Raw genomic sequence first — 23912 nt, 5'->3', positions numbered from 1 at the left:
GGTGTTCGACCAAATCTAGGATTTAATTCAGCTTCCCAACCATTATCATTTTTAACCGGCATAATTACTTTCATTAATAATCAACTCCTTATTTTTTGAGTAATACACTAATTATGATTATAGCACCATTGTAAACATATGTCAATAAACAAACAAAAACAGCAGTTAAAAAATAACTGCTGCTGCTAATATAACTTTATTTAATTAAATTTAAAGTTCAGGAAATAAAGTTTTTACTATACTTCTTGCATCTTCATCCACAACATAATAATTCCTTTCCAGACCATTTTTTTCTACTCCCAAAATATCTAAATCTTTTAGCTTGGACAGATGTTGAGAAAGGGTTGACTGTGGAATATTGAGACAACTCTGCATCTCAGTTACATTATATCCCTCTTTTTCCATAAGGCCTTTAACAATACATAATCTAATCGGATGAGACAAAACTTTTAAAATTTTTGCCTTTTCCTCTATTTGGGGCATATCTTTCATAATATTTTCCATATAAATACATCTCCTACTTTTTATTTAAAATCTTTATATTCATATATTAAGATATTCTGCCCTTTTTGTCAAAATTCCTGTTGACTTTTATATTTTTATATCATAATATATAAATATAGTAATATATTTTTTTGAAGGGAGGTACTTACATGGGATATTTTTGGATTCATTAATGAAAAATATCTCAATCTTTAAGTATTTTTTTATTTCCATTTAAATAATAATTAATTTTTAAATATTCAATTTAAAGAGGAGGGTTTTTGTTGCATAAAATAAGAAGATTTGTTTTTACAACCTCAATTATTTTTCTTTTTTGGCTGGCTTATACTACATCTCTCCAAAAAAGTGAATTAATTACTGGTTTAATAGTTTCAATTGTAATTGCTTTATTTACTTATGAGAGTTTCACCAGAGTCAGTCCTGAAAATAATATTATCAAAAGATTTTTTTCTTTTCTGAAATATCTACCAATTTTTATTTTTGAGATGATTAAAGCTAACGTTGATGTAGCCAAAAGGGTTATTAATCCATCTTTACCAATAAATCCAGGAATAGTTGCCATTAAAACTGATCTAAAATCTGATCAGTCTAAAATGTTTTTGGCAAATTCTATAACTTTAACTCCTGGTACCCTAACAATTGATGTTATAGATGATACCCTTTATGTCCACTGGATAGATGTGGAAAGCAAAGAACCCCAGATTCAAAAAAATAAAATTGCAACTAAATTTGAAAACTTGCTCAAGGGGGTTTTTTAATTGTTTAACTTTATATTTTTAATCATATTATTGGCTGTTATATTGGGTGTGATTAGAATGGTTAAAGGGCCCAGTTCTGCAGATAGAATTGTCGCTCTTGATACAGTTACAACTGTAATAAGTTCTATGTTAGTTTTGCTTGCATTATTTTTCAAAAGATATATTTTTCTTGATATTTCTTTTGTATTTGCAGCACTTTCTTTTACAAGTGTTATAGTAATAGCCCGTTTTCTTGAAGGGAGAGGTTAAATTATGGTTATTTTAAGTACAATTGGATATATTTTAATTGTTATTGGCACAATATTTTTATTTTTAGGTTCTTTAGGACTTATCAGAATGCCTGATGTTTACAATAGATTACAGGCAGGTACTAAAGCAACCACCCTGGGAGCTTTATCAACAATTATTGGAGTTGGTCTGGTTGAACCAACCTGGTTCTGGAAAACTCTGGTTATTGCAATCTTTATAGTATTGACTAACCCAATTGGTAGTCATACTATAGCAAGAGCCTCACGTAAAAGTGGAATAAAAACTACAACTGAAACAACTGTAGATAAATATGAAGAAGATGTTTTAAATAATGAAAGTGGTGATGAAGATGACCTTGCTCTATAGTGTTCTTATTCTAATTATGTTAATAAGTGGTATTGCCGCTTTAGTTTTTGATAAACTATTAAATTCTATTATTGCGGCTGGCTTTGTTAGTTTAATGGCCTCTGCTCTGTTTTATTTCTTAAAAGCACCTGATGTAGCCATGACTGAAGCAGCAATTGGAGCCGGTCTAACAACTGCAATCTTTGTAATCACCCTACGCAAAACAGAAGGGAGTGAAAGTGAGTGAGATTTAGAAATATACTCGCCTTAGTTTTAGTAGTTATATTGGGCTTTTTTATCTTACAGGCTTTTAATATATCTCCTGAAGAAGGACAATTAGTAATTGATGAATTTGGAGAAGCCGAAATTGAAAATAGAACTGCTAAACTCTATATAAATAAAAGTGTAAATTCCAGTAACCAAAAAGTTGTTTATGCTGAAAGCAAAAATTTAGAAAGTGGTTCAGCCAACATGGTTACTTCTGTTATAGCTAATTACCGTTCCCTTGATACTTTAGGAGAAGTTACTGTTCTCTTTTTAGCAGCTACTGGTTTAGGAGCTGTCTTATATAGTAATAAAAAGAAAGAAAGAAATTTTATAGTTGATGAAGGTTCACTTATTCTCAAAACAGGTATTAAAATATTATTTCCTTTATTAATACTTGCAGGTGCTTATATTTTCATCCACGGACATCTTACCCCTGGAGGTGGATTTCAGGGAGGAGCTGTCATAGCAACTGCCTTCTTACTTAAGTTTTTAGCAGACAGAGAATATGAATTAGCTGAACACAAATTAAAAATAGTAGAAGTTATCGCCGGTATTAGTTTTGTTGGTCTTGGTCTTTATGGATTATATACAGATGGTTCATTTTTAAGCAACTTTTTGGAAACAGGAACTATTGGCACTCTTTTTAGTGCAGGAATTATTCCTTTAATATATGTTTCAATAGGTCTAAAAGTTGGTGCTGAACTTACAAGTATTATAAGTAATTTAATAGAAGCTTAATTATAAAATCAAACAAAAAGTTTATAAAAGGATGTGATCTCATTGATTAGCTTCCTGGAAGAATGGTCCTTTTTTGGTGGCTCCATTCTCCTTATCTTGATTGGCCTTTATGGAGTAATTACAAAAAGAAATCTAATCAAGATTTTAATCGGGTTAAGCTTAATGGATACAGGTGTTAATGTATTATTAGTTTCATTAGGTTATGTTGAAAATGGAAATGCTCCTATACTTACATCAATTATTAAAAATAATTCTGGTGCCTTCGTAGATCCTATTCCCCAGGCCCTGGTTCTTACAGCTATTGTAATTGGCGTTGCTATTTTAGCTTTAGGTCTGGCTGTAACTATTAAGATTTACGAAAAATATGGTACCCTTGATATATCAAAAATAAGGGGGTTAAAATGGTGAATCCAGTACTAATTATTGCTTTACCGCTCTTAATTGCGTTTCTTATGCCTTTATTTAACTATATACACAAAAAATTACCGGCAGTAGTTGCTCTTTTAACTGCAGCTTTTAATGTCTGGATCATTACTGTGAATTTTAATGAAGCTCTTTTTAATCCAATGGTTATTGAAATAGGTAACTGGCAGGCTCCATTTGCCATAAATCTTTATATAGGACCATTGGCTATTCTAGCTGTAGCTGTTATTAATGTTATTGCTTTAGTTCTGGCTATTTACAATTTAGAACATGATTATGAAATAAACGATAAATTTTATTCATTATTTTTGATGATTATCGCTGGAACTTCAGGAATGGTTATGACTGGTGATTTATTTAATTTATTTGTTTTCATTGAAATAAGTAGTGTTGCTGCCTATGGATTAACAGTCTTCTCCAGAGGAGACAGTTATGAAGCTGCTTTTAAATATATAATTATTGGTGCCATCGGTTCTGTTTTTCTCTTAATGGCAATCGGTTTTACTTATGCCAGTGTCGGCAGTTTAAATATGGCTCAAATTGCTAATGCAGCAGAAAATTTGAATCCCCAATTAATGAGAATTATTACTCTTCTCTTTATGGTTGGGATCGGTATTGAAGCTGAGCTATTCCCCTTAAACTTGTGGGTTCCAGATGTGTATAGTGAAGCTCCTACAAGTGTAACTTCTATCCTTAGTGGGGCTGTTTCAGCAGCAGGTATTTATTCTTTAGGTAGAATTTTCTTTACTCTTTTTGCCGACCCCGCTCTTTATACTTATTTAATGGTAATTGGAATAATAACTTTAGTTATAGGAGAGTTAGTCGCCTATAACCAGGAAAATATAAAAAGAATGCTTGCCTATTCAAGTATTGCCCAAATGGGATTAATTGTAACTATCATTAGTATAAATACTTCTCAGGCAGTTTCAGCTGGTCTTTTCCAGTTAGTAAATCACTCTATTTTAAAAGTGCTTCTATTTATAAGTGCTGGAGTATTAGTATCAGCTGCTGGAAGTAAAAAAATAAAGGACCTATCAGGATTAGGTAGCAAAAAACCAATAGCTTCTCTAGGCTTTGCAGTAGGAGCTATGGGGATTTTAGGAGTCCCATTTTTTAATGGTTTTGTTAGTAAATTAATGCTAATAAATAGTAGTTTAAATGCTGAAAAAATAATAATAACTGCTTTGATTCTTTTTGCTACAATAGTTGAAATAGGTTATTATCTAAAAGTAATTCAGAAAATATACTTTGAAAAAAGAGAAACAAAAGTCTTTAAAACAGCAAATGTATTTATTCCAGTATTAGTTTTAACAGTTTTTGTTTTTGCCTTAGGTATTTATCCAGAATTGATTACTACTACCCTGGATAAAGCCGCAAATGAATTATTAAATAGTACTGAATATATTACAACTGTGTTAGGAGGGATGTAGGATGCTAACTAATTATATTTTCATCCCCATTATAGCAGCCTTTTTTGCCTATCTGTTAAATAAAAAAGTAAAATATACTGGTGGAATTATTACTTCAATTATTTCTGCCTATTTACTATATCAATTGATAGGTTTATACGGAAAATGGTCTCTAATCCAAACTATTAATTTTAGCTTAATGGGAAATAACTTAGAATTTATTTTAGGAAATAATCCTTTAAGCTGGCTTTTTGCCTTAATGACTGCCAGTGCCGGATTATTGATAGCTCTTTTTAGTATTAAATCTCAGGAAAAATATGATTTGAGTTCTGCCTTTAATTTTAACTTCTTGATATTAATTGGAAGTATAATGGGAGTTGTTCTTGCTGGAGATTTCTTAACTTTGTTTATCTTCTGGGAACTTATGACCTGGACTTCCTTTTATATAATCTCTGGTGGTACTAAAAAAATGGCCAAAAAATCAGCCTATCGTTATTTTATTTTGAGTGCAGTTGGTGCTTATACAATGCTTATGGCCATTATAATTATCTATAATCAAACTGGAAGTTTTGCAATAGGAGAAGCGGCTCAATATTTAATAAATCTCCCAACTGGTAAATCACTACTTCTGATGGGAATGATGAGTCTTCCTTTCTTAACAAAAGCAGGCTTATTCCCGGTTCATATCTGGGTAAAAGGAGCACATGGTAATGCTCCTAAAGAATTTTCTCCATTTTTATCAGGTCTAATGTTAAAAGTTGGAGTTTATGGATTATTATTAGTATTTTATCTCTTACCTTTCTTTAAGGTAATGGAAAATACTATAAGCTATAGAGGATTACCAATTTTAAGTTATATTTTCGCTTTATTTGGAGCTATAACTACCGTAACCGGTACTATCCTGGCCATCAGACAGGAAGATATGAAAAAATTAATAGCCTATTCTTCTATCTCTCAAATGGGATATATTTTAATGGGAATATCACTGGCAACTCCTCTAGGAATAACCGGTGGATTACTTCATATGATGAACCACCTTATTTTTAAATCTGCTATATTTTTAACTTTAGCAGCAGTAATTTATAGAACTGGAACTACCAAAATGTATGAAATGGGAGGACTAATTTTTAAAATGCCAGTAACTTTTGCTACCTATCTTACAGCAATTATTGCTCTGGCTGGAATACCTCCTACAAATGGTTTTATCTCTAAATGGGTTATTTATCAGGCCCTTATTGAAAAAGGATATTTATTTTTAGCACTCGCTGCTTTCTTTGGTAGTATAGGTTCATTTATGTATGTATTTAAACCATTAAGTACTGTATTTTTAGGACAGTTGAAACCTCAACACGAAAAAATCAAAGAAGTACCTTTCATAATGCAATTACCTATGTATGTTCTTATGGGACTTATGGTACTCTTTGGCGTATTACCTGGAATACAGATGAATATAATTACTAAGATTTCTTCTCAACTAGGTATAGAATCGGTTAATTATTCACTTTACACAATAGAAGGTGCTTTTGGATCCTGGAATTCGATGATAATCTTTAATGTATTTACTGCAGGTTTTATTATTTCTTTAATTATATTCATGCTGGCCAAAAAATCAAAACTTGTAGGCTTACTTGATACTTATACTTCAGGTGAGTATATGAATGACGCAGAAGCCTATCATTATGCATATCAATATTATCGTCCTTTTGATAGACTATTTGATAATTTTGCTGCCCGAAGTTTAACCAGAGCTTATGAAAGTCTTGCTAATAATCTAAGTAAAGTTGGAAATGCATTACGTAAAGGAATCATAACTGGTAATGGCCAAACTTATGCCTACTATACTGTTTTATTTTTCGTGATACTTGCCATTGCGGGGTGGATAATATGATAGAAATGTTAATGACTGCTATAAAGTTTCTTTTAATCACAATTTTTAGTTCAGCTTTAGGATTACTTTTTATGGGAATTGCCAGAAAAGTAATAGCCCGAATTCAAAAAAGATATGGCCCACCTTTTTACCAGCCCTATCTTGATGTAATAAAACTATTTGGTAAAAATGCCATAACTCATGGTTTTATTTTCGATTTTGGTTCTATTATGGCTTTAGGAGGAGTAATAGCCACTCTATTTTTCATACCATTAGGTGGCTGGTATCTCTATAGTATGAGTGGAACAGTTATTTTAGTAATATACCTGTTAGCTATAGCTTCTCTCGGAATGGCAATGGGAACAGTTGGTTCTGGTAACCCTCAGGCTTCTTTAGGAATTTCCAGAGCTTTAACTCAAATGCTAGGTTATGAACTTCCTTTTCTTGTCATCCTCTTTGGTTTAATCTATAAGTACCAAACTTCTTCAATTGTTGGACTTATGGAAGCTCAGGCTGGTGGATTTATGAATTGGAACCTTTTTACCTATCCAATAGCTACAATTATTGCCTTTATAGTTTTACTGGGGATGATGGGTAAAAAACCATTTGATGCTATGATAGCTCCTTCAGAAATAGGATCAGGACCTGTTGTGGAATCAGGTGGAAAATATTTAGGAATGATGATGTTACAAAAATCAATTACAATTATTATAGAATTGGCTCTTTTTGTAAATCTTTTCCTTGGAGGAGCAGAAAATATTTTAATATTTATTCTCAAAATGCTTATCGTCTGGATTACAGCAACCATGATCGGTTCACTTTATCCAAGGTTCAGAATTGAAGATGGAGTTCTCTTTTACTGGAAATGGCCACTAATGATTGCTATAGTACAGGTACTATTCATTATATTTTAATTAATTAGGAGGTTTTTAGAGATGAAAGATAAATTTAAGAGAGGAAAGTGGAAAGAATTTCTTGATTGGGCCCAAAATAGGTCCTTAAGTATGCTTCACTACTGTACTGGATGTGGAGCTATTGAATTACCACCAACAATGACCTCTCGTTATGATATGAGTCGCTTTGGAATTGGACCAGCAGCTACTCCAAGACAGGCAGATTTACTTTTAGTTACTGGTTATCTTAGTACCAAAACTCTCAGAAGGTTAATATATACCTATGAACAAATGCAGGAACCTAAATTTGTAGTTGGTTTTGGCTCCTGTACTATAAATGGTGGTATGTACTGGGATTCCTATAATACAATTAAACAACTGGATAAATATTTGCCTGTAGAAATGTATATTGCAGGTTGTATGCCCAGACCGGAGGCTATTCTTGATGGACTTTTAAAATTAAAAGACAAAATTGAAACTGGGGAAGCCAAAGGATATGAAGAATACAAGGAAAATATTGAATTTTATCATAAAAATCAGGAAGAAGCTTTAGGGGAGGTACAGAGAACACAATGAGAAATGAAAAAGAAGTAATAAAATTAATTGAAAATAATCTGGACCCTCTTGAAATTAATAAAAAAAGAAAGCAAAATCTCTCGGTCAGTTTTACACCTGACAAGACAATCCAGTCCTTAAGTTTTCTCAAATCAAATAGCTATAAACATCTTTCTACCATAAGCTGTGTTGACTGGATTGATGATAATGAATTTGAACTTGTTTATCACCTCTTTTCATATGAAGATTATATAAATATAAGTGTAAAAACAAGAATAGATAGAGACAAAGCTACTTTTGTAACTCTAAAAGAAATCTGGCCAGTAGCTGAATTTTATGAAAGAGATATTCATGATTTCTTTGGAGTTGAATTTGAAGGAAATGATAATTTAGAAGAATTAATCCTGGAAAATTGGAATGAGATCCCCCCAATGCGTAAAGATTTTGATACTCGGGAATTTGTAAATGAAGAATATGAATGGAGGGATTACAATGGACAAAAACACACAGACTGAAATATTTTTCGGACCTAACCATCCTGGAGTACCTGGAAATTATGGTATTATTTATGACTTTGAAGGTGATACAGTAACAGAAGCTAAACCAAATGCAGGTCATCTCCATCGTGGTTTTGAAAAATTAATGGAAGAAAGAATCTGGATTAAAAATACTGCTCTAGTACCTCGTATTTGCGTTGAAGAGCCTGATATAAATGAAATGGTTTATGCTATGGGTTATGAAGCTATCGGAGATCTTGAAGTACCAAAAAGAGCAGATTATATTAGATCAATAATTCTTGAATTGGCAAGAATACAGGGACATATTTTTTCAATTGGCGGTAATGCTGCTGGTATAGGTCAATATACTGTCATGCAGTGGGGTACATTGGCTAGAGATTATATTCTTGATCTATTTGAAGAAATAACTGGAGGAAGAGTTTATCATATTTATATCAGACCAGGTGGAGTAAGACAGGATATTGAAGATGAAACTTTTGAACATATTCTGGAAGTAATGGATGACTTAGAAGAAAATCGCCTACCTGATTTAGATAAAGCTCTTTATGAAAACCCAAATGCTCACAAACGTTGGAAAGGTAAAGCAGTAATAACTGAGGAAGAAGCAATAGAAATGGGAGCAACCGGTCCAGTACTAAGAGCAAATGGCAAACCTTATGATGTAAGAAAAATGATGCCTTATGCTGCTTATAATGAAGTTGATTTTGAAATACCAACTGGTGAAAATGGTGATGCCTGGGATAGATTAAAAATAATGAGAGAAGAAATGACCCAAAGTATAAAAATAATCAGACAACTTATTAATAATATTCCTGAAGGGCCTGTAAAATTAGATTTAGGAAATGCTCTTAAATATAGAATCCCTGAAGGAGATGCCTATGTTAAAATCGAATCAAAAAGAGGCGAATATGGTTATTATATGGTTTCTGATGGAGGATTAAAACCATATAGAGTCCATGTTAGAGGTGCCTCTAATCCTTTAGGTCTTTATGGAGTTACTGAATATCTTCCTGGCACTAGAGTTGCTGATGTACCTGTTTGGGCTAAAAGTCTCGGAATCTGCCCACCAGAATTTGATAGATAAAATTTATAAAGTGAGGTGAAATAAATTGTCTAAAGATAAAAAAAGCATCTTTTCACCAGGTACAGCTTTTAAAAACTTAGTTAAAAAACCTGAAACAGTTAGATACCCTGCTGAAACTAAAGATGCTGCTAAAAGATATAGAGGTTTTCATATAAATGATTTAGAAGAATGTATTGGTTGTGGAACCTGTCAGGATGTCTGTGTAAATGATGCAATCAATATGGTTGAATTATTAGATAAACCAAAAGTTGAAGGTGAAAAAAATGAAAAACCCCAGATTGATTATGGAAGATGCTGCTGGTGTGGTCTTTGTGTGGATGCCTGCACTACTGGTTCTCTTGAAATGAGTCGTGATTATAGTTATCAAGATATAGATCCAGATAACTTTATTATTCAACCAGATGAAGAAAATGATATTAATGAAGTAGAAGCTCCTTTAGGTTATTTAAGAGATGATAATTCTGATCTTTTAGATTTAGAAAGAGTAAATATGGAAATGCTTGAACCAGAAGAAAGAGTTGACTCTTTTGTTGAAATCGTAGAAGGTTTTTCAAAAGAAAAAGCTGAAAAAGAAGCTTCTCGTTGTGTTGAATGTGAAATATGTACAGATACCTGTCCAGCTAATATGAATATTCCTCAGTATATTAGAGGTATATTCGATGAAGATTTAGACGAATCTTTACAACAAATTTATGAAGATAATCCACTTCCAGAAGTTTGTGGACGAGTTTGTACTCATAAATGTGAAGGAGTTTGTGCTTTAACTCATAGAGGGGAAGCAATCTCCATTCGCTGGTTAAAACGCTATGCAGTAGATAACGTAGATTCTGCAGATTATAAAAAGGTACTTGGAACTGAAAAAATTGAACAAAATGATAAAGAAATTGCAATAGTCGGTGCCGGTCCAGCTGGTCTCTCTGCTGCCCATTATTTAAGTGTTATGGGATATCAAATTACAGTTTATGAAGACAAAGAAAAGGCAGGAGGTATGATGAGATATGGTATTCCGGAATATCGTCTACCCTATGATGCTCTCGATAAGGATATTAACTATATAAAAAGTCTGGGAGTAGAATTCATATTCAATACCAGAGTTGGTGAAGATATCACTCTTGATGAATTACATCAAAAATATGATTCAGTATTTGCAGCAACAGGTCTTCATAATGGTCGAAGTACCAGAGTTCCTGGAACGGAAAATAATAATGTTTATCAGGCAGTAGATCTCCTTGCAGATTTGGCAAGAGGAAAGGAAGTTCCCACTACTGAAAGCATTGTAGTCATTGGTGGAGGTAATGTTGCTATGGATATAGCCCGTTCAATGGCCAGAATCCAAAAACAGCGTTATGGAAAAGTCGATGTAACTGTTACTTCCCTTGAAACTGAAGATGTTTTACCTGCAGATGAGGAAGAAGTTGAAGAAGCAAGAGAAGAAGGAGTTGTCTTTGAACCAGGAAGAGGACCTAAAGAAATTGAAGTTAATGAAGATGGGTCTATTGCTCATGTCTGTACTAATTGTTGTGTATCAGTTTTTGATGAAGAAATGAATTTTAATCCTACTTTTGATGACAATGATATTCAAAACTTAGAATGTGATATGGTTATTGAAGCAATCGGTCAGGCTGGAGACAACAGTTATATAGATGATGTTGTAGATGTAGAATATGAAGGACCAAGAATAAAAATCAATGAACATAGTCAAACATCTGTTGACTGGTTATTTGTCGGTGGAGATATTGCTCAGGGTCCAGATGTGATAAATGCTATTGCTACAGGCCATGATGCAGCAGTAGGTATTGATAAATATTTAAATGATGAATTATAAAAACAAATAAACTAATTAATCTACTTATTTTAAAAGAGGCCACTTTACTGTGGCCTCTTTTAATGATTATATTATTTTCCTGTTACAGAAACATTGTTAACCAATAAATAAGGTGCATAGCCTTTCATATTAGGATAAATCTCATCTCCAACACCTTTTATTTCCTCAAAATCTTCATAAATATTTCCAGCAATCATAACATCCTGTAATCTTCCCTGTAATTTACCATTTTTAACATGAAAACCCTGAGCCTGAACTGAAAAATGACCCTGTTCATAATTTGAAGAATGAAATCCTATTACACTTTCAACTAAAATTCCTTCATCCATTGAATTTAGCAAATCTTTTTTGCTTTTATCCCCAGGTTCTAACACAGGATTTACAAAATTAGGTGAAACTGGAGTGTTTATTCCTTCTCCAAATAAAGTTCTTTTCAAACCATTACCGGTAGGTTTTTCTCCCATTTTATTAGCATATTCTAAGTCAAAAATATAGTTTTTTAACAAACCTTTATTTATTATTTCTTTTTGAGATGTAGGTATACCCTCATCATCAAAAGACCTTCTACCAGCAGCATTTTTCATTTGTGGTTTATCATTAACATTTATTTTATCTGAGAATATCTTTTTATCTAATTTGTTCATTAAAGGTGAAGTCCCCTGAAAAATTGTTCTACCACTTATCCCTGCCTGTAGACTAATAAAAAAGAAGTAAAGAGATCTTGGTGAAAAAAGCACATCCATTTTGGCAGTTTCTGGTGTGGATATTTCATAAGTATTTTCATATTCAGCTAAAAATTCATCTATTTCAGCTTTAGGAATTTCGTCAAACATTTTTTCCTGATTAAAAGATCTATAAAGAGTTGAGCCTCCACCAGGAATAGGAGCCCCAAAATCAAAATGAAAATTAACTAATTCTTCTTTTAGGTCTCCTTTGTTATCTGTATCAATCTTTATTTTTTCATATCTTTTATTTAAATTAAGATTTAATACTATATCTTCATTTTTATTTTTAATATAATCACTAACTTCAGTAATGAATGCAAAAATCTTTTCGGCATCTGCTTTTTCATAATTTTCACGAACTGCAGGGTCAAGTTTATCCATACTTTCCTTACTAAATACAAGATCTGTTTCTTCTCCATAATCAGCAGATTCTTCTGCTCCATCTATTAAATTTTTCTTAACTTTGACTGATTCTCCCAGGGTTGTATTAGAACCTAATTTGCCATCTTTAATTACACGTAAAGAACTGGCTGTTAAATTTTCCTGAGTTATGTCCTGGAGATCCCAATTTTCAATATTTATTTTCAGCTTATCAATTTTCTTTTTTAAATACTCTTTTTGTTCAAATCTATTTTTTAAATTTTTAATTGATTTCATCTTTATTTCCCTCCTACATTAGCTTTATCCAGTTTAATATGGGGAGCCCCAGTACCAGAAAACATATTAAGCTGCATTGGATTTCCTTTACCACAACCACCTAATTCATTAAAATAGAGGTCATCAGCAATCATCGAAATATTTTGGAGAGTAGAAAATAATTCTCCACTAATATTTATATCTCTAACCATTTCTTTTTTACAACCATTTTCTATTCTGTAACCATATTCAGCTCCAAATGTAAACTGATCACCTGAGGTCTGGCCACCTTTACCATTTAGGAGATAATATCCATTTTCTATTGACTCAAATAATTCTTTTTTAGTTGATTCTCCATTTTCAATAAAAATATTAGACATTCTTATAATTGGTGTATATTGACAATCAACAGCTCTCATATTTCCAGAAAGTTCTTCTGAAAAACTGGCAGCAGTTTCCCGAGAATGCAATCTTCCATTTAATATTCCATCTTTTATCAATTCTGTACGTCTTCCTTTTTGTCCCTCATCATCATATTTATAATGACCCGGTGTTCCTTCTAAACCTGGATCATCAACTACAGTTAAAATTTCATTTCCCATCTTGGTTCCATATTGTAGTTTCTCTCTAAAAGCAGGATTATTTTTTATTATATCTGCTTCAGAAAGATGCCCAAAAGCCTCGTGTATAAAAACAGCAGCCAATTTTGGATTAATAATAATTGGATAAGTACCTGCTTTGATAGGATCAGCATCTAAAAGCTGCTGTAAAATATCTATTTCACCTAAAAGATCATCTTCTCTATCTACTAAATTAGAAAATTCAGGATAAGCTCCAAAAGATACTCTTTTTGTTTGTACCACACCATCCTTTTTAGCAAATATCTGACCGGTAATATAACTTCCTAATAAATCATATTCAATTTCACTACCTTCAGAATTAATAAAATATCTTTTGGAATAAAATTGTCTATAATGAAATCTGGTATTAACAACATGTTTTTGTTTTAAAGCAAGTTCATTATATTTTTGAACTAAATCTTTTTTTTCTTCTAGAGAATAATCTCTTGGATCATTATTAACTTCAGTAAAAACTTTATCTTTTATTACTTCTGCATTTTTTAATCTAATACTTTCTTTTTGAAATTCAGATCCTCTTTTGCTAATATTTATTAGATTATCTCTACTTTTAAAAGCTTCATCTAATTCACTAAATGAACCAACAGCTTTACTTCCATTATTATATACTCTAATATGCCCTCCTTCTCTATATGAGTTTTTAATATTTTTTATTTCTTTTCCTTCAATGCTGATTTCAGTTTCATTATTTTTTTCATGCCGTAAATCACCATAATCTAATTTCTCAGTATCAAATATACCTTTTAATTTATCTTTCATCTTATTCCTCCTATTCTTTTTTAAAAAATATTACTCTTATATTTATTAATACAAGAATAATCCTAAAAATCCTTTTAAATTTATTAATTTTTTCTTAAAATATTATTTAATTTTCTAGTAAATGATAATATATCTTAAGAAAAACAATTAATATTCATAAAAAGAAGGAATTATAATTCATTTGCAGAAATTATTATATAGTTATTGTTATTAAAATAACAAATTTAAATAAAAATTAGGAGGTTAATTAATTAATGGAAAAAGTTTTAGAAGTAGGTAATATAACAAAAAATTATGCAGCTCAAAAAGCTGTTGATAATGTGTCTTTTGATCTATATGATGGTGAAATTCTAGGATTATTGGGGCCAAATGGAGCAGGTAAAACTACCATTATTAGAATGATTTTAAATATTATTGCCCCAGATGGAGGAAAAATTTCTTTTAGTAATTTTTCTATAGATGATAAAAGTAAAATGGGTTATCTGCCTGAAGAGAGAGGAATTTATAAAGATACAAAAGTTTTAGAAACTATTGTTTATTTCGCTGATTTAAATAATATACCCCCAGAAAAAAGTAAAAAGAAAGCTGAATACTGGCTTGAAAAACTTGAATTAGATGATTATGCAAACAACAAAATAGATGAACTTTCAAAAGGTATGCAACAAAAGGTGCAATTTATAATATCAATAATTCACAATCCAGAATTATTAATTGTAGATGAACTTTTTTCTGGCTTGGATCCAGTAAATCAGGATTTATTTAAATCAATTTTAGAAGAATTAGTTGCAGATGGGATGAGTATTTTACTTTCTTCTCATCGAATGAACATGGTTGAAGAACTCTGTGATAGAATCTTTCTTATAAATAAAGGAAAAAAAGTTTTATATGGAAATTTAAATGAAATAAAAGATAATTATGAAGAAAAAAAAGTTGAGATGACTTATAGTGGTAATGATAACTTCTTGAAAGGAAATATCAATATAAGTAATTATACTGCTAAATCAAATAAAGCCAGCTTTTATATAAATAATCCTGAAAATTTAAATTCTTTTTTAGATGATCTAAGTAATAACATTGATATAAAAGAACTTTCAATTACAAGCCCTTCTCTTCATGACATATTTATTAATTCCATCAAAGGAGGGGTAGCAAATGAATAATACATTTAAAGTAGCTAAATGGGAAATAAAGAAAAATATACGTAATAAAACTTTTTTATTTATGACTTTTATATTTCCACTTTTAATTTTAGTTATAGCAGGAGGGGCAGGTTATATTGGAGGAAGCAGTTCTCAGTCCGGTCTTAAAATAGGTTTAATTGATCAAACCGATTATATTTATGAAGAATTAAATCAAAATTTTACTAATGAAGACATTACTTTAGAAAAAATAAAAGCCACTACTAATAAAGATGAACTCAGAAATATATTAGAAGTTAATAATTATGATAGTATTGTTCTAATACCTTCTAATATAGTAAATAATAATCAAGCAACAGTTTATTATAAAGAATTAAGAGGATTAGATGGTAATGTAATTTCTAATATTTTAAGTAATATTGTTATTGAAAAACGCTTAAGTGAAAATGGTTATTCAGCTGACCAAATATTACGATTAACTCAAAATGTAAATTTTCAAACTCAATCTTTGCAAAAAGATGATACAGGAATAGCTGCTATTTTCTTACCATTAGGTCTGGCTATGTTGATGGCTTTTTCTTCAATGTTTTCTGGAAGTGCTCTAATGCAAAGTATAAATAAAGAAAAAAGTGATAAACTTGTAGAAATTCTTTTTTCATCACTTACTCCAAAAAATCTTATGTATGGAAAAGTACTAGGTTATGGATTTCTCGGGATTTGTCAGGTGATTGTCTGGGGAGCAGCAGGTTCACTGGTAGCAAATAGATTTTTTGATCTACCATTGAATATTCTTTTCAGTATTAAAAATGCCTATATGTTTGTCTATTTCTTACTTGGATTTGCTATGATATCTGGGTTAAATGCTATTGCTGGGGCCAGTAGTAAAGACCTGCAATCAAGTGGGCAATCATTAAATGGATTAATAGTTATAGTCCCTATTGTACCGGTCTGGTTTGCTTCAATCTTATTGCAGAATCCTTCAGGTACAATTTCTAGAATACTAAGTTATATTCCTGTTTTTACTCCAACTACTATGTTACTTAGAATGGGGGTATCTACTCCACCAATCTGGGAAATTGCTCTTACAACAACAATTTTAGCCCTATCAGCATTTTTCTTTATTAGACTTGCCAGTAAAATATTTAGAGTAGGTATGCTTATGTATGGAAAAGATATGTCTTTAAAAGAAATTATAAAATGGAGTAAAGCTTAAAACTTTAAACATAAACAGTAAGAGCACTTCCTTTTTCTAAGAGGAAGTGCTTCTTTAATTAATTATATTTCTTTTTCTTTTAACCAATCTTTAAGGTCCTCCACAACTCCTTTTTGACTATAATCTGCTGCTTCTGTATAACTGAAATTACTTTCTTTTTCTTTAAGATCATCAATACTATTTAAAATATCTGTTCTTTTAAAAGAAGTACCTTCAAGTCCATTCTTAATCATTTCTATTAATTGAACATCCATTGCATCAGAATATATATCTGCTTCTTTAATTACCCCATTTTTTAATTTTAATCCAATTTCTATTTCTCCCCAGTTAAATCTTTTCTCAAAATCTATATCAAAATCTGGAGTTTGTCCATAACGCCATTTCCAGGAAGAATATTTTTCGTATAAATCCTCTATTTCATTCATTTGAGATGGATCATAATATTCATCTTCACTTATATCATTTTCATTACTACCATATACTTCTCCAAAACTTTCTTTTAATGCTTTTTTAAGAGCATTAAGGCTTATATCAGGATTTATTTCTTTTAAATTAGCAACTCGAGAACGCACAGATTCAACACCTTTTGATTTGATTTTTTCCTCAGAAACCTGTAAATAATCTACTAATTTTTCAAAATCAGTTTCAAACATAAGGGTACCATGATGATAAGCTGAATTTGTACCAAAATAAAAAGCATTACCTGAAAACTTTTTTCCATTTACAATTAAATCATTTCTACCTGAAAATTCTGCATTAATCCCCAGTTTATTTACTGCTTTTAAAATAACTTCAAGCTGTTTATCCAGATCATATAAATCCCTATCCATAATAAAAGTAAAATTCAAATTACCTAGATCATGATATACTGCTCCACCTCCAGAAAGACGACGAGCTAAATGGCCATCATCTTCATTTTCCAGCTTTTTACACTGACATTCTTTCCAGGCATTTTGATTTCTACCAATAACTACAGTTTTATCATTTTGCCAGAGATAAAGCATAACTTCTCCAGATTTAATATTGTCTAACAAATATTCTTCCAATGCTAAATTATACCAGGGGTTATATTGTTCTGAATGAGCCATTAGTAATTTTTTTGTTTCTTTCACTTTATTTACCCTCCAACTATATTTTTTTATTATGCAAAGTGAATTGATTCTTCAACCAAATCAAGTGCAGCCTCATGAATAACTTCTGCAGTTGTAGGATGAGTATGAATAGTTTCGGCAATATCTTCTGCAGTTAGTTCATTCTTAATAGCTAAAGTTACTTCACTTATAAGGTCTGAAGCATGAGTACCAATTATTTTAGCACCTATTATTTTTCCACTATTCGTTTCCTGTATTAATTTAATAAAGCCCTGTCTCTCCCCTTGAGCTAAAGCTTTACCATTTGCTCTAAATGGGAAATATCCAATTTCATAATCAATTCCTTTTTCTTCTGCTTGTTCAGGATTTAAACCAACATTTGCTATTTCAGGACTGGTAAAAATAGCACTGGGGACAACATCATAATCCATTTCAACTTCTTTACCTAAAATATTTTTAACTGCTATCATACCTTGATGAGAAGCAACATGAGCCAACTGAATTTCATCAGTTACATCACCAATAGCATAGATGCCAGGAATATTAGTTTCCATTTTTTTATTTACCTTAATTCCTCTTTCATTTTTATCAAGTTTAATACCTATTTTATCAATTCCCAGACCTTCAAAATATGGCTCTCTACCTACAGCCATAAGAACTTTATTTCCTTTTACTTCATTTTTTTCTTTATCTTTTGTATATTCTACTACCAATTCATTATTTTCTTCTCTTATTTTTTCAACTTTACTTCCAGTGAGAATATTGATCCCTTTTCTACGAGCTGAACGGTGAATTTCTTTACACATATCAGGACCACAATTTCCAAGAATTTCATCTAAAAATTCTACAACTGTAACTTCTACCCCAAAATTGGCATAAATAAAGGCAAATTCCATACCTATATATCCTCCACCGACAATTACCATTTTTTCAGGAAGTTCATCTAATTCTAGAGCCTGATTACTATCTATTACTCCTGACAGATCAATTCCGTCAATAGGAATTTTACTTACTTTTGAGCCGGTAGCAATTATAATCTTTTCTGATTTTATTTCCAAGTCATTATCTTCAGAATTTACAAAAACTTTATTTTCATCAACAAATTCTGCTTCTCCCTCAATTATTTCTACATCATGAGATTTTAAAAGATGTTCAACACCTTTCACCAATCTTCTTACAACTCTATCTTTTCTCTTAACTACTTTTTTCATATTCACAGATACGGCCTCTTTATCAATATCCAGGCCAAATTGTTTTGCATCATTTATATTATCATAAACTTCAGCAGAACGTACCATAGCTTTAGTAGGTATACAACCTCTATTTAAACAAACTCCACCAATATTTTCTTTTTCAATTAAAGCGACTTCAGCACCCATCTGAGCTGCTTTAATAGCTGCCACATAACCTCCTACGCCACCACCGATAATAGTAATTTCTTTATTCAAATTTTTTTTGGAATCTCCCAAAATTATTACCTCCCATATGTATAATTTAACTACTTAAAGAATAAAATCTCCTCTGAATAATTTCAGAGGAGATTATATATTTGATTTTAACTATTTAACATCCCCTGTACAATAACATCTGTTGCATCTTCTTCATCAAGACCTCGGGCCATTAATGTCTGAAGCTGGGTACTGTCCACACTACCAATAGCAGCTTCATGAGTAACTTTGGCACCTGGATCACGAACATCAACAATAGGAACTGCCCTGGCAATAGCTTCATCTTTAATTATTTCAGTACAGTCAACATGTCCTTTGGCACCATCAGCTAAAGCAGTTAATTCATTTAAAACTTCTGCTTCTGCCTGATCCTGAAGAGCTATTTTTGTTTCAAGATAACCTCGAGAACCTTTGCCAACAAGGTCACCAGCTTCGCGTATTTTTATTTTATCATCTGCATAACCCTGCATTCTGGCTATCATTTCTAAAACTGCATTATCTTCAACAACAGATTCATAATCAAATTCTATTTCACCAATTCTTCCTTTACGAAGATTAAAAATTGTCTTAAATTCACTTTCCTTTTTTAATTCAATATTTGATTTAGCTAGTACTTTAACTCCACCATCATCACCGTGAAAATGGTTTTCTTCATAAAGATAACTACCACCTTCATGAACAATAATATCTGCTTCCATCTCATGTACAACTTCTGTTGCATTTGGGAAAACACAATCAGCCATAATTTCTACAGAAGCATTTTTTTCAACTTCTACTTCCATATCTATTACCTGTTTCCCTTTTTCGGGTAAAACTCCAAAACACATATGAACAGGATTGGATATTTTATAATTTTCAAGTATTGTAACTTTAACAGCTACCATACCCGCTTTTTGTTTTTTAACATCGACTTCAAGTCCTTCAACACTATTTGTTCCTAAAACTTTATCTCGTTCCAGAACTATATGAGCTACATCACTATCAGAAAAAACATCATCTCCCCCGGCATCCTTATAAGCATCGACCATCATCTCATAATCATCCAAGAGAACTCACCTCCAGATGTTCCTGATAATTTTCATCTTCACAGGGAACACATTCAAATTTAAAATAACGACTTATATCTTCTGGTGCACCTCTTTTTAATATTTCTCCATTGCATACTAATACAGATCTATCAGCCATCTGGAGCATTTCTTCATTATGAGTTATTAAAATAACTCCTGTTCCCTTTTCGCGAAAATCTTCTATTACCTGACTTATATTATTTAAAGCAACTACATCAACTCCAGAATCAGGTTCATCAAGGATAACCACATCCGGTTCCATAAGCAAAATAGAAGCAAGTTCTATTCTCTTTCTTTCACCACCACTTAAAGTATCATCAATTTTTCTATTAAGATATTTACTGGGAACTATAGCAACTTCTTCTAAAGCCTCAGCAAGTTCTTTTTCGTTTACTTCTTTACCCTGGCTTTCCAACCCAAGAGATAGAAATTTCCGCACAGTAACTCCTTCATAACGGGCAGGCTCCTGCCAGGCAAGTGTCATACCTTTTTGGGCGATTTTATTAGTAGCTAATCCATTTATCTTTTCACCATTTAATTTTATTTCTCCACTATTTTCTTGATAACCATTTAACCCCATTAATGTATAGGCTAAACTGGATTTACCACAACCATTAGGACCAATCACCGCAAAAACTTCTCCTTCATTTAAATCAAAGGAAAAATCCTTTAAAATTTTTGTTTTATCTAATACTAAATTAAGATTATTAACTTCCAGCACTTTTCTTTTAGTCAAGAAAATGCCCCCTCTCTAAAAACTCTTATTAATTCATCATTAATTATATTATATATCACCTCGAAGGTCAATTAAGTTATTTATACTACATCTCTTTATTTTACTTCACCAATCAATTTTTTCTCTCCATCGATTATTTTAAATAAGAAGGCACCTTTTGACCCTGGTACTCCTTCATTCATATCCCAGGTTAATTGGATTCCTTCAAAATTATCTACATTGCGAGTGTAATCTCTAATCATTTTTCTTTCTTCCTCAAGTTTAGCTGGATCACCAGTTATTTTTTTATTTTCAATAGCCTCTTTAATCATATATACTGCATCATAATAATTTGTAGCAAGAGATCCTGGCGCTTTACCATCATGATCCTTTTTGTACTCTTCTTTAAATTTAAGCCAACGAGGATTATTACTATTTGGATTAATATAATTATATATTGAAATTCCTTCAAGTGCTTTTCCACCTATTGTATAAAGGGGAGTATCATCAGCACTACTAAATACTAAAATGTTTTCTTTATCTTTCCAACCTCTATCTTCTAATTGTTTTATTATTTTAGCTGCTTTATCTGAATTAGTTGTTAGAAGTATACCATCAGGATTTTTAGATAAAGCTTTTACCACTAAGGAATCAAAAGTAACCATATTTTGTGGTACTTCTATGTTTTCAACTTCAACATTTTTATTTTCAAGACCAATTTGATGAGCATCTGCCATTCCAGGCCAGGCTGCCCATTTTTCTACAAATTGAACCACTTTTTTCATTTCTGGATTTTTTTCTGCCCATAATTCAGTTATAGGTGGAAGTTTTTCATCAGTTGGTGGATACCAGGACAATGTCCAGGGAAAATATTTTTGGGCATATTCATAACTCGTTGAAACAGGCATGGAAAACAGGCCATTTCTTGCAGCTAGAGGAACTGCTGCCATAATTACTGCTTCTGGTACAGGTCCCATTACTACCAGAGCATCATCAACTACTTTACTCATTTGTTTTATACCTTTATCTGGTTCAACTCCTGTATCATATATCTTTATTTCTACATCCTTTCCTCTAATACCACCATTTGCATTTATCTCTCTGGCAGCATATTTAGCACTCCAGGACATATATTCCCCAATACTGGCAATAGGTCCTGTTACACTATTTAAAAAAGGAATAGTCCATTTCTCAACTTTCACTTCATTTTGAGCAAAAGAAACTCCAGAAAAAGCAACTACTACTATAAGTGAAAAAATAAAAATTTTAAATAAATTTCTCATTTTTACATCCCCTTAATTTTATTTTTTATTTTCCAAAGAAATTTTTTAGTTATTAAACCATCAGGTTTTATTAAAATCACAGATACCAATAATACACCATATATCAAATTTTTCCAGGAAGATACTGCACTTGGCAAAAGAATAGGTACTCCTCCTAAAATTAGGGCTGAAAAAATTATCCCCCACATCGTACTATATCCACCAATAAAAACAATTGTCATCAGAGTTCCTACCAGGTGAAATGAAAAAAAGTCAGGAAAAAGACTTCCAGTAAAATAAGCATATAAAACACCAGCACTTCCAGCAATTCCACCACTTATTGTTTGAAACAATCGACCAATTCTTTTAGGCTTAATACCAAGACTATAAGCCATTTTTTTATCAGCAAAAATAACCGAAGCAGCTCTACCTAATTGAGAATTATCAATCATATAAAGAAAATATGAAATAACTAAGGTTATACCTGTCATAATTAATAAAATGTTATCAACTGCAGGAATTGCAAAAAAACCCATTGTCCCTCCTAAATAATCTGTATTTTCAATTACAGTTTTTGTGATAAAAATAAATGTTATTCCAACAATTACAACAGTAAAAGTGGGAACATCTCCTATAACAAATGATATTATATAAGAAATTAATGCTCCTAATAATATTCCACTAATTAAGACTAAATAAAAAGGCCATCCCCAATTAACAGCTGCCACCCCACTAAAATATGCAGTTACAGCCATTGTAGCCACTGTTAAGAAATGCAAATCTTTAACCCGGTAAGGTAGATATATTGCCCAGGCCATTAATATATATATAAATGAAAATCCTATAAAATAATTAAAAGTTATAGACAAATGAAAAACCTCCTGTATTACTAATTAATCTATTCAATTGCTGCTCCAAAAAGTCCCTCAGGTTTTGTTAAGACAACTATAAGCATTAAGACAAAGGCTATAACATTCGCCCAGGAACCTGCTAAAAAACCAACTGCTAAAGACTCAAGAATACCAAGACTCAATCCAACATACAACCCACCTTTAAGATTACCTAAACCTGCTGTAATAGAAACCGCTAGAACTTTAAGAGCTACAGATTCTCCAAGCCAAGGTGAGGCTGAGCCTAATAACATGGAAAATAAAATTGCTATTATTCCGCCTAATATACCTGCTACTAAATAACTTAAAATACTTGATTTTAAAACAGCCAGTCCTACCTGTTTAGCAGTTTTTCTACTTTCTGCTATCGCCCTAAAAACTCTTCCATAATGAGTATGATATAAAAGATAAAAGAATATCGCGACCAATATTATTCCGCCAGTCAGGGCATAAAATTCCCCTCTACCTAAATTTATATAACCAAAGGAAAATAAATTTTTCCCTCCCCAATAATCTGGAAAAGACACTGGAAATCCATTATTAATAGAATGAGACATGATTTCTACAATTATCATACTCAACCCCATAGAAGCAACAAAAGAAGCATTTATATCAACATTTTCTCTATTATTTATCCTTCTAAAAATAGGTTCACTTAATAAGTTTAAAATTATTGAAGATATTATAGCTGCCAGAGCTGCCAAAAATATATTGTTTGTACTTTCCAAAACAGCCCAGCTTGCATACATAGATAAAACTACAAATTGAGGATAGGCAAATTGTATTATTCTAGCAACAAGTAACATTAAATTAAAACCTGTTACTAATAAAACATATATACTGCCTAAAGAAAAACCATTTACAATTTGTGCTAACACAATTTCCATAATTTCC

The 23912-nt window shown here is 31.5% G+C and carries 25 protein-coding genes; 15 read left to right on the top strand and 10 right to left on the bottom strand.

Annotated elements, in window-relative coordinates; all coding sequences use genetic code 11:
* Window positions 1-210: 210 nt before the first annotated feature.
* Entirely contained in the window at window positions 211-504 is a 294-nt protein-coding gene (locus VJ881_02850) for a metalloregulator ArsR/SmtB family transcription factor (protein ID HKL74982.1), read from the bottom strand.
* A gap of 263 nt (window positions 505-767) precedes the next feature.
* Here VJ881_02850 and VJ881_02845 point away from each other — a divergent pair, with 263 nt between their 5' ends.
* From VJ881_02845 to VJ881_02785, 13 genes are read left to right on the top strand one after another with little or no spacing between them, the layout of a single operon-like run.
* Window positions 768-1262 carry a Na+/H+ antiporter subunit E gene (locus tag VJ881_02845; protein HKL74981.1) on the top strand — a complete coding sequence of 165 codons (495 nt, stop codon included), beginning with the start codon at window positions 768-770 and terminating at the stop codon, window positions 1260-1262.
* Window positions 1263-1511: a monovalent cation/H+ antiporter complex subunit F gene (locus VJ881_02840; protein HKL74980.1), complete on the top strand. Its 249-nt coding sequence runs from the start codon at window positions 1263-1265 to the stop codon at window positions 1509-1511.
* Window positions 1512-1514: 3 nt separating this feature from the next.
* The gene (gene mnhG, locus VJ881_02835; protein ID HKL74979.1) at window positions 1515-1877 is read left to right on the top strand and encodes a monovalent cation/H(+) antiporter subunit G; all 363 of its coding nucleotides are present in this window, start codon (window positions 1515-1517) and stop codon (window positions 1875-1877) included.
* Window positions 1861-2103: a hydrogenase subunit MbhD domain-containing protein gene (locus VJ881_02830; protein HKL74978.1), complete on the top strand. Its 243-nt coding sequence runs from the start codon at window positions 1861-1863 to the stop codon at window positions 2101-2103. The genes mnhG and VJ881_02830 overlap by 17 nt, the downstream gene beginning before the upstream one ends.
* On the top strand, window positions 2100-2861 hold the full coding sequence (locus VJ881_02825; GenBank protein ID HKL74977.1) for a Na(+)/H(+) antiporter subunit B: 762 nt from the start codon (window positions 2100-2102) through the stop codon (window positions 2859-2861). Before VJ881_02830 ends, VJ881_02825 begins: the two co-directional genes overlap by 4 nt.
* 33 nt (window positions 2862-2894) lie before the next feature.
* Window positions 2895-3269, top strand: a complete 375-nt coding sequence (locus VJ881_02820) for an NADH-quinone oxidoreductase subunit K (protein HKL74976.1) — start codon at window positions 2895-2897, stop codon at window positions 3267-3269.
* Entirely contained in the window at window positions 3263-4714 is a 1452-nt protein-coding gene (locus VJ881_02815; GenBank protein HKL74975.1) for a proton-conducting transporter membrane subunit, read from the top strand. Before VJ881_02820 ends, VJ881_02815 begins: the two co-directional genes overlap by 7 nt.
* 1 nt (window position 4715) lies before the next feature.
* Complete coding sequence (locus VJ881_02810) at window positions 4716-6581, top strand: proton-conducting transporter membrane subunit (GenBank protein ID HKL74974.1); 1866 nt, start codon at window positions 4716-4718, stop codon at window positions 6579-6581.
* A complete protein-coding gene (locus VJ881_02805) occupies window positions 6578-7474 on the top strand; it encodes a complex I subunit 1 family protein (protein ID HKL74973.1) in 897 nt (298 codons plus the stop codon). The genes VJ881_02810 and VJ881_02805 overlap by 4 nt, the downstream gene beginning before the upstream one ends.
* A 21-nt stretch (window positions 7475-7495) precedes the next feature.
* Complete coding sequence (locus VJ881_02800; GenBank protein ID HKL74972.1) at window positions 7496-8029, top strand: NADH-quinone oxidoreductase subunit B family protein; 534 nt, start codon at window positions 7496-7498, stop codon at window positions 8027-8029.
* Window positions 8026-8523, top strand: a complete 498-nt coding sequence (locus VJ881_02795) for an NADH-quinone oxidoreductase subunit C (protein HKL74971.1) — start codon at window positions 8026-8028, stop codon at window positions 8521-8523. Before VJ881_02800 ends, VJ881_02795 begins: the two co-directional genes overlap by 4 nt.
* Window positions 8501-9610 (top strand): NADH-quinone oxidoreductase subunit D, encoded by a 1110-nt coding sequence (locus VJ881_02790; protein HKL74970.1) that lies wholly within the window; start codon window positions 8501-8503, stop codon window positions 9608-9610. The genes VJ881_02795 and VJ881_02790 overlap by 23 nt, the downstream gene beginning before the upstream one ends.
* A gap of 25 nt (window positions 9611-9635) precedes the next feature.
* Window positions 9636-11435 (top strand): FAD-dependent oxidoreductase, encoded by a 1800-nt coding sequence (locus VJ881_02785; protein ID HKL74969.1) that lies wholly within the window; start codon window positions 9636-9638, stop codon window positions 11433-11435.
* Window positions 11436-11506: 71 nt separating this feature from the next.
* On the opposite strand, the gene VJ881_02780 is transcribed toward VJ881_02785, so the two are convergent.
* Window positions 11507-12817, bottom strand: a complete 1311-nt coding sequence (locus VJ881_02780; GenBank protein HKL74968.1) for a metallopeptidase TldD-related protein — start codon at window positions 12815-12817, stop codon at window positions 11507-11509.
* A 2-nt stretch (window positions 12818-12819) separates the two neighbouring features.
* Window positions 12820-14193 carry a TldD/PmbA family protein gene (locus VJ881_02775; GenBank protein HKL74967.1) on the bottom strand — a complete coding sequence of 458 codons (1374 nt, stop codon included), beginning with the start codon at window positions 14191-14193 and terminating at the stop codon, window positions 12820-12822.
* Between the two features lie 254 nt (window positions 14194-14447).
* Here VJ881_02775 and VJ881_02770 point away from each other — a divergent pair, with 254 nt between their 5' ends.
* Together VJ881_02770 and VJ881_02765 are read left to right on the top strand one after the other, a co-directional pair.
* Window positions 14448-15353: an ATP-binding cassette domain-containing protein gene (locus VJ881_02770; GenBank protein HKL74966.1), complete on the top strand. Its 906-nt coding sequence runs from the start codon at window positions 14448-14450 to the stop codon at window positions 15351-15353.
* Complete coding sequence (locus VJ881_02765) at window positions 15346-16545, top strand: ABC transporter permease (GenBank protein HKL74965.1); 1200 nt, start codon at window positions 15346-15348, stop codon at window positions 16543-16545. The genes VJ881_02770 and VJ881_02765 overlap by 8 nt, the downstream gene beginning before the upstream one ends.
* A 62-nt stretch (window positions 16546-16607) precedes the next feature.
* On the opposite strand, the gene VJ881_02760 is transcribed toward VJ881_02765, so the two are convergent.
* The 7 genes from VJ881_02760 to VJ881_02730 form a co-directional block, all read right to left on the bottom strand.
* Window positions 16608-17657, bottom strand: coding sequence for a lipoate--protein ligase (locus tag VJ881_02760; GenBank protein ID HKL74964.1), 1050 nt, complete (start codon window positions 17655-17657; stop codon window positions 16608-16610).
* A 29-nt stretch (window positions 17658-17686) separates the two neighbouring features.
* A complete protein-coding gene (gene lpdA / locus VJ881_02755) occupies window positions 17687-19105 on the bottom strand; it encodes a dihydrolipoyl dehydrogenase (GenBank protein HKL74963.1) in 1419 nt (472 codons plus the stop codon).
* An 86-nt stretch (window positions 19106-19191) separates the two neighbouring features.
* Complete coding sequence (locus tag VJ881_02750; GenBank protein ID HKL74962.1) at window positions 19192-20130, bottom strand: SufD family Fe-S cluster assembly protein; 939 nt, start codon at window positions 20128-20130, stop codon at window positions 19192-19194.
* Complete coding sequence (locus VJ881_02745) at window positions 20123-20887, bottom strand: ATP-binding cassette domain-containing protein (GenBank protein HKL74961.1); 765 nt, start codon at window positions 20885-20887, stop codon at window positions 20123-20125. The genes VJ881_02750 and VJ881_02745 overlap by 8 nt, the downstream gene beginning before the upstream one ends.
* Before the next feature lie 95 nt (window positions 20888-20982).
* The gene (locus VJ881_02740; GenBank protein HKL74960.1) at window positions 20983-22149 is read right to left on the bottom strand and encodes an ABC transporter substrate-binding protein; all 1167 of its coding nucleotides are present in this window, start codon (window positions 22147-22149) and stop codon (window positions 20983-20985) included.
* Between the two features lie 2 nt (window positions 22150-22151).
* Window positions 22152-22997: a branched-chain amino acid ABC transporter permease gene (locus VJ881_02735; protein ID HKL74959.1), complete on the bottom strand. Its 846-nt coding sequence runs from the start codon at window positions 22995-22997 to the stop codon at window positions 22152-22154.
* Between the two features lie 29 nt (window positions 22998-23026).
* Window positions 23027-23905, bottom strand: coding sequence for a branched-chain amino acid ABC transporter permease (locus VJ881_02730; GenBank protein ID HKL74958.1), 879 nt, complete (start codon window positions 23903-23905; stop codon window positions 23027-23029).
* Window positions 23906-23912: the final 7 nt, after the last annotated feature.

The organism is Halanaerobiales bacterium, from assembly GCA_035270125.1.
GTDB lineage: Bacteria > Bacillota > Halanaerobiia > Halanaerobiales > DATFIM01 > DATFIM01.
The sequence above is the reverse complement of the archived record's forward strand: the minus strand, read 5'-3'. Positions and strand labels throughout refer to the sequence as shown.

Excerpts from the sequence above, each read along its gene's own strand:
- VJ881_02850 (HKL74982.1), bottom strand. The coding sequence starts at position 504 with ATGGAAAATATTATGAAAGATATGCCCCAAATAGAGGAAAAGGCAAAA.
- mnhG (HKL74979.1), top strand. The coding sequence starts at position 1,515 with ATGGTTATTTTAAGTACAATTGGATATATTTTAATTGTTATTGGCACA.
- VJ881_02830 (HKL74978.1), top strand. The coding sequence starts at position 1,861 with ATGACCTTGCTCTATAGTGTTCTTATTCTAATTATGTTAATAAGTGGT.
- VJ881_02815 (HKL74975.1), top strand. The coding sequence starts at position 3,263 with ATGGTGAATCCAGTACTAATTATTGCTTTACCGCTCTTAATTGCGTTT.
- VJ881_02810 (HKL74974.1), top strand. The coding sequence starts at position 4,716 with ATGCTAACTAATTATATTTTCATCCCCATTATAGCAGCCTTTTTTGCC.
- VJ881_02805 (HKL74973.1), top strand. The coding sequence starts at position 6,578 with ATGATAGAAATGTTAATGACTGCTATAAAGTTTCTTTTAATCACAATT.
- VJ881_02800 (HKL74972.1), top strand. The coding sequence starts at position 7,496 with ATGAAAGATAAATTTAAGAGAGGAAAGTGGAAAGAATTTCTTGATTGG.
- VJ881_02795 (HKL74971.1), top strand. The coding sequence starts at position 8,026 with ATGAGAAATGAAAAAGAAGTAATAAAATTAATTGAAAATAATCTGGAC.
- VJ881_02790 (HKL74970.1), top strand. The coding sequence starts at position 8,501 with ATGGACAAAAACACACAGACTGAAATATTTTTCGGACCTAACCATCCT.
- VJ881_02780 (HKL74968.1), bottom strand. The coding sequence starts at position 12,817 with ATGAAATCAATTAAAAATTTAAAAAATAGATTTGAACAAAAAGAGTAT.
- VJ881_02775 (HKL74967.1), bottom strand. The coding sequence starts at position 14,193 with ATGAAAGATAAATTAAAAGGTATATTTGATACTGAGAAATTAGATTAT.
- VJ881_02770 (HKL74966.1), top strand. The coding sequence starts at position 14,448 with ATGGAAAAAGTTTTAGAAGTAGGTAATATAACAAAAAATTATGCAGCT.
- VJ881_02765 (HKL74965.1), top strand. The coding sequence starts at position 15,346 with ATGAATAATACATTTAAAGTAGCTAAATGGGAAATAAAGAAAAATATA.
- VJ881_02740 (HKL74960.1), bottom strand. The coding sequence starts at position 22,149 with ATGAGAAATTTATTTAAAATTTTTATTTTTTCACTTATAGTAGTAGTT.
- VJ881_02730 (HKL74958.1), bottom strand. The coding sequence starts at position 23,905 with ATGGAAATTGTGTTAGCACAAATTGTAAATGGTTTTTCTTTAGGCAGT.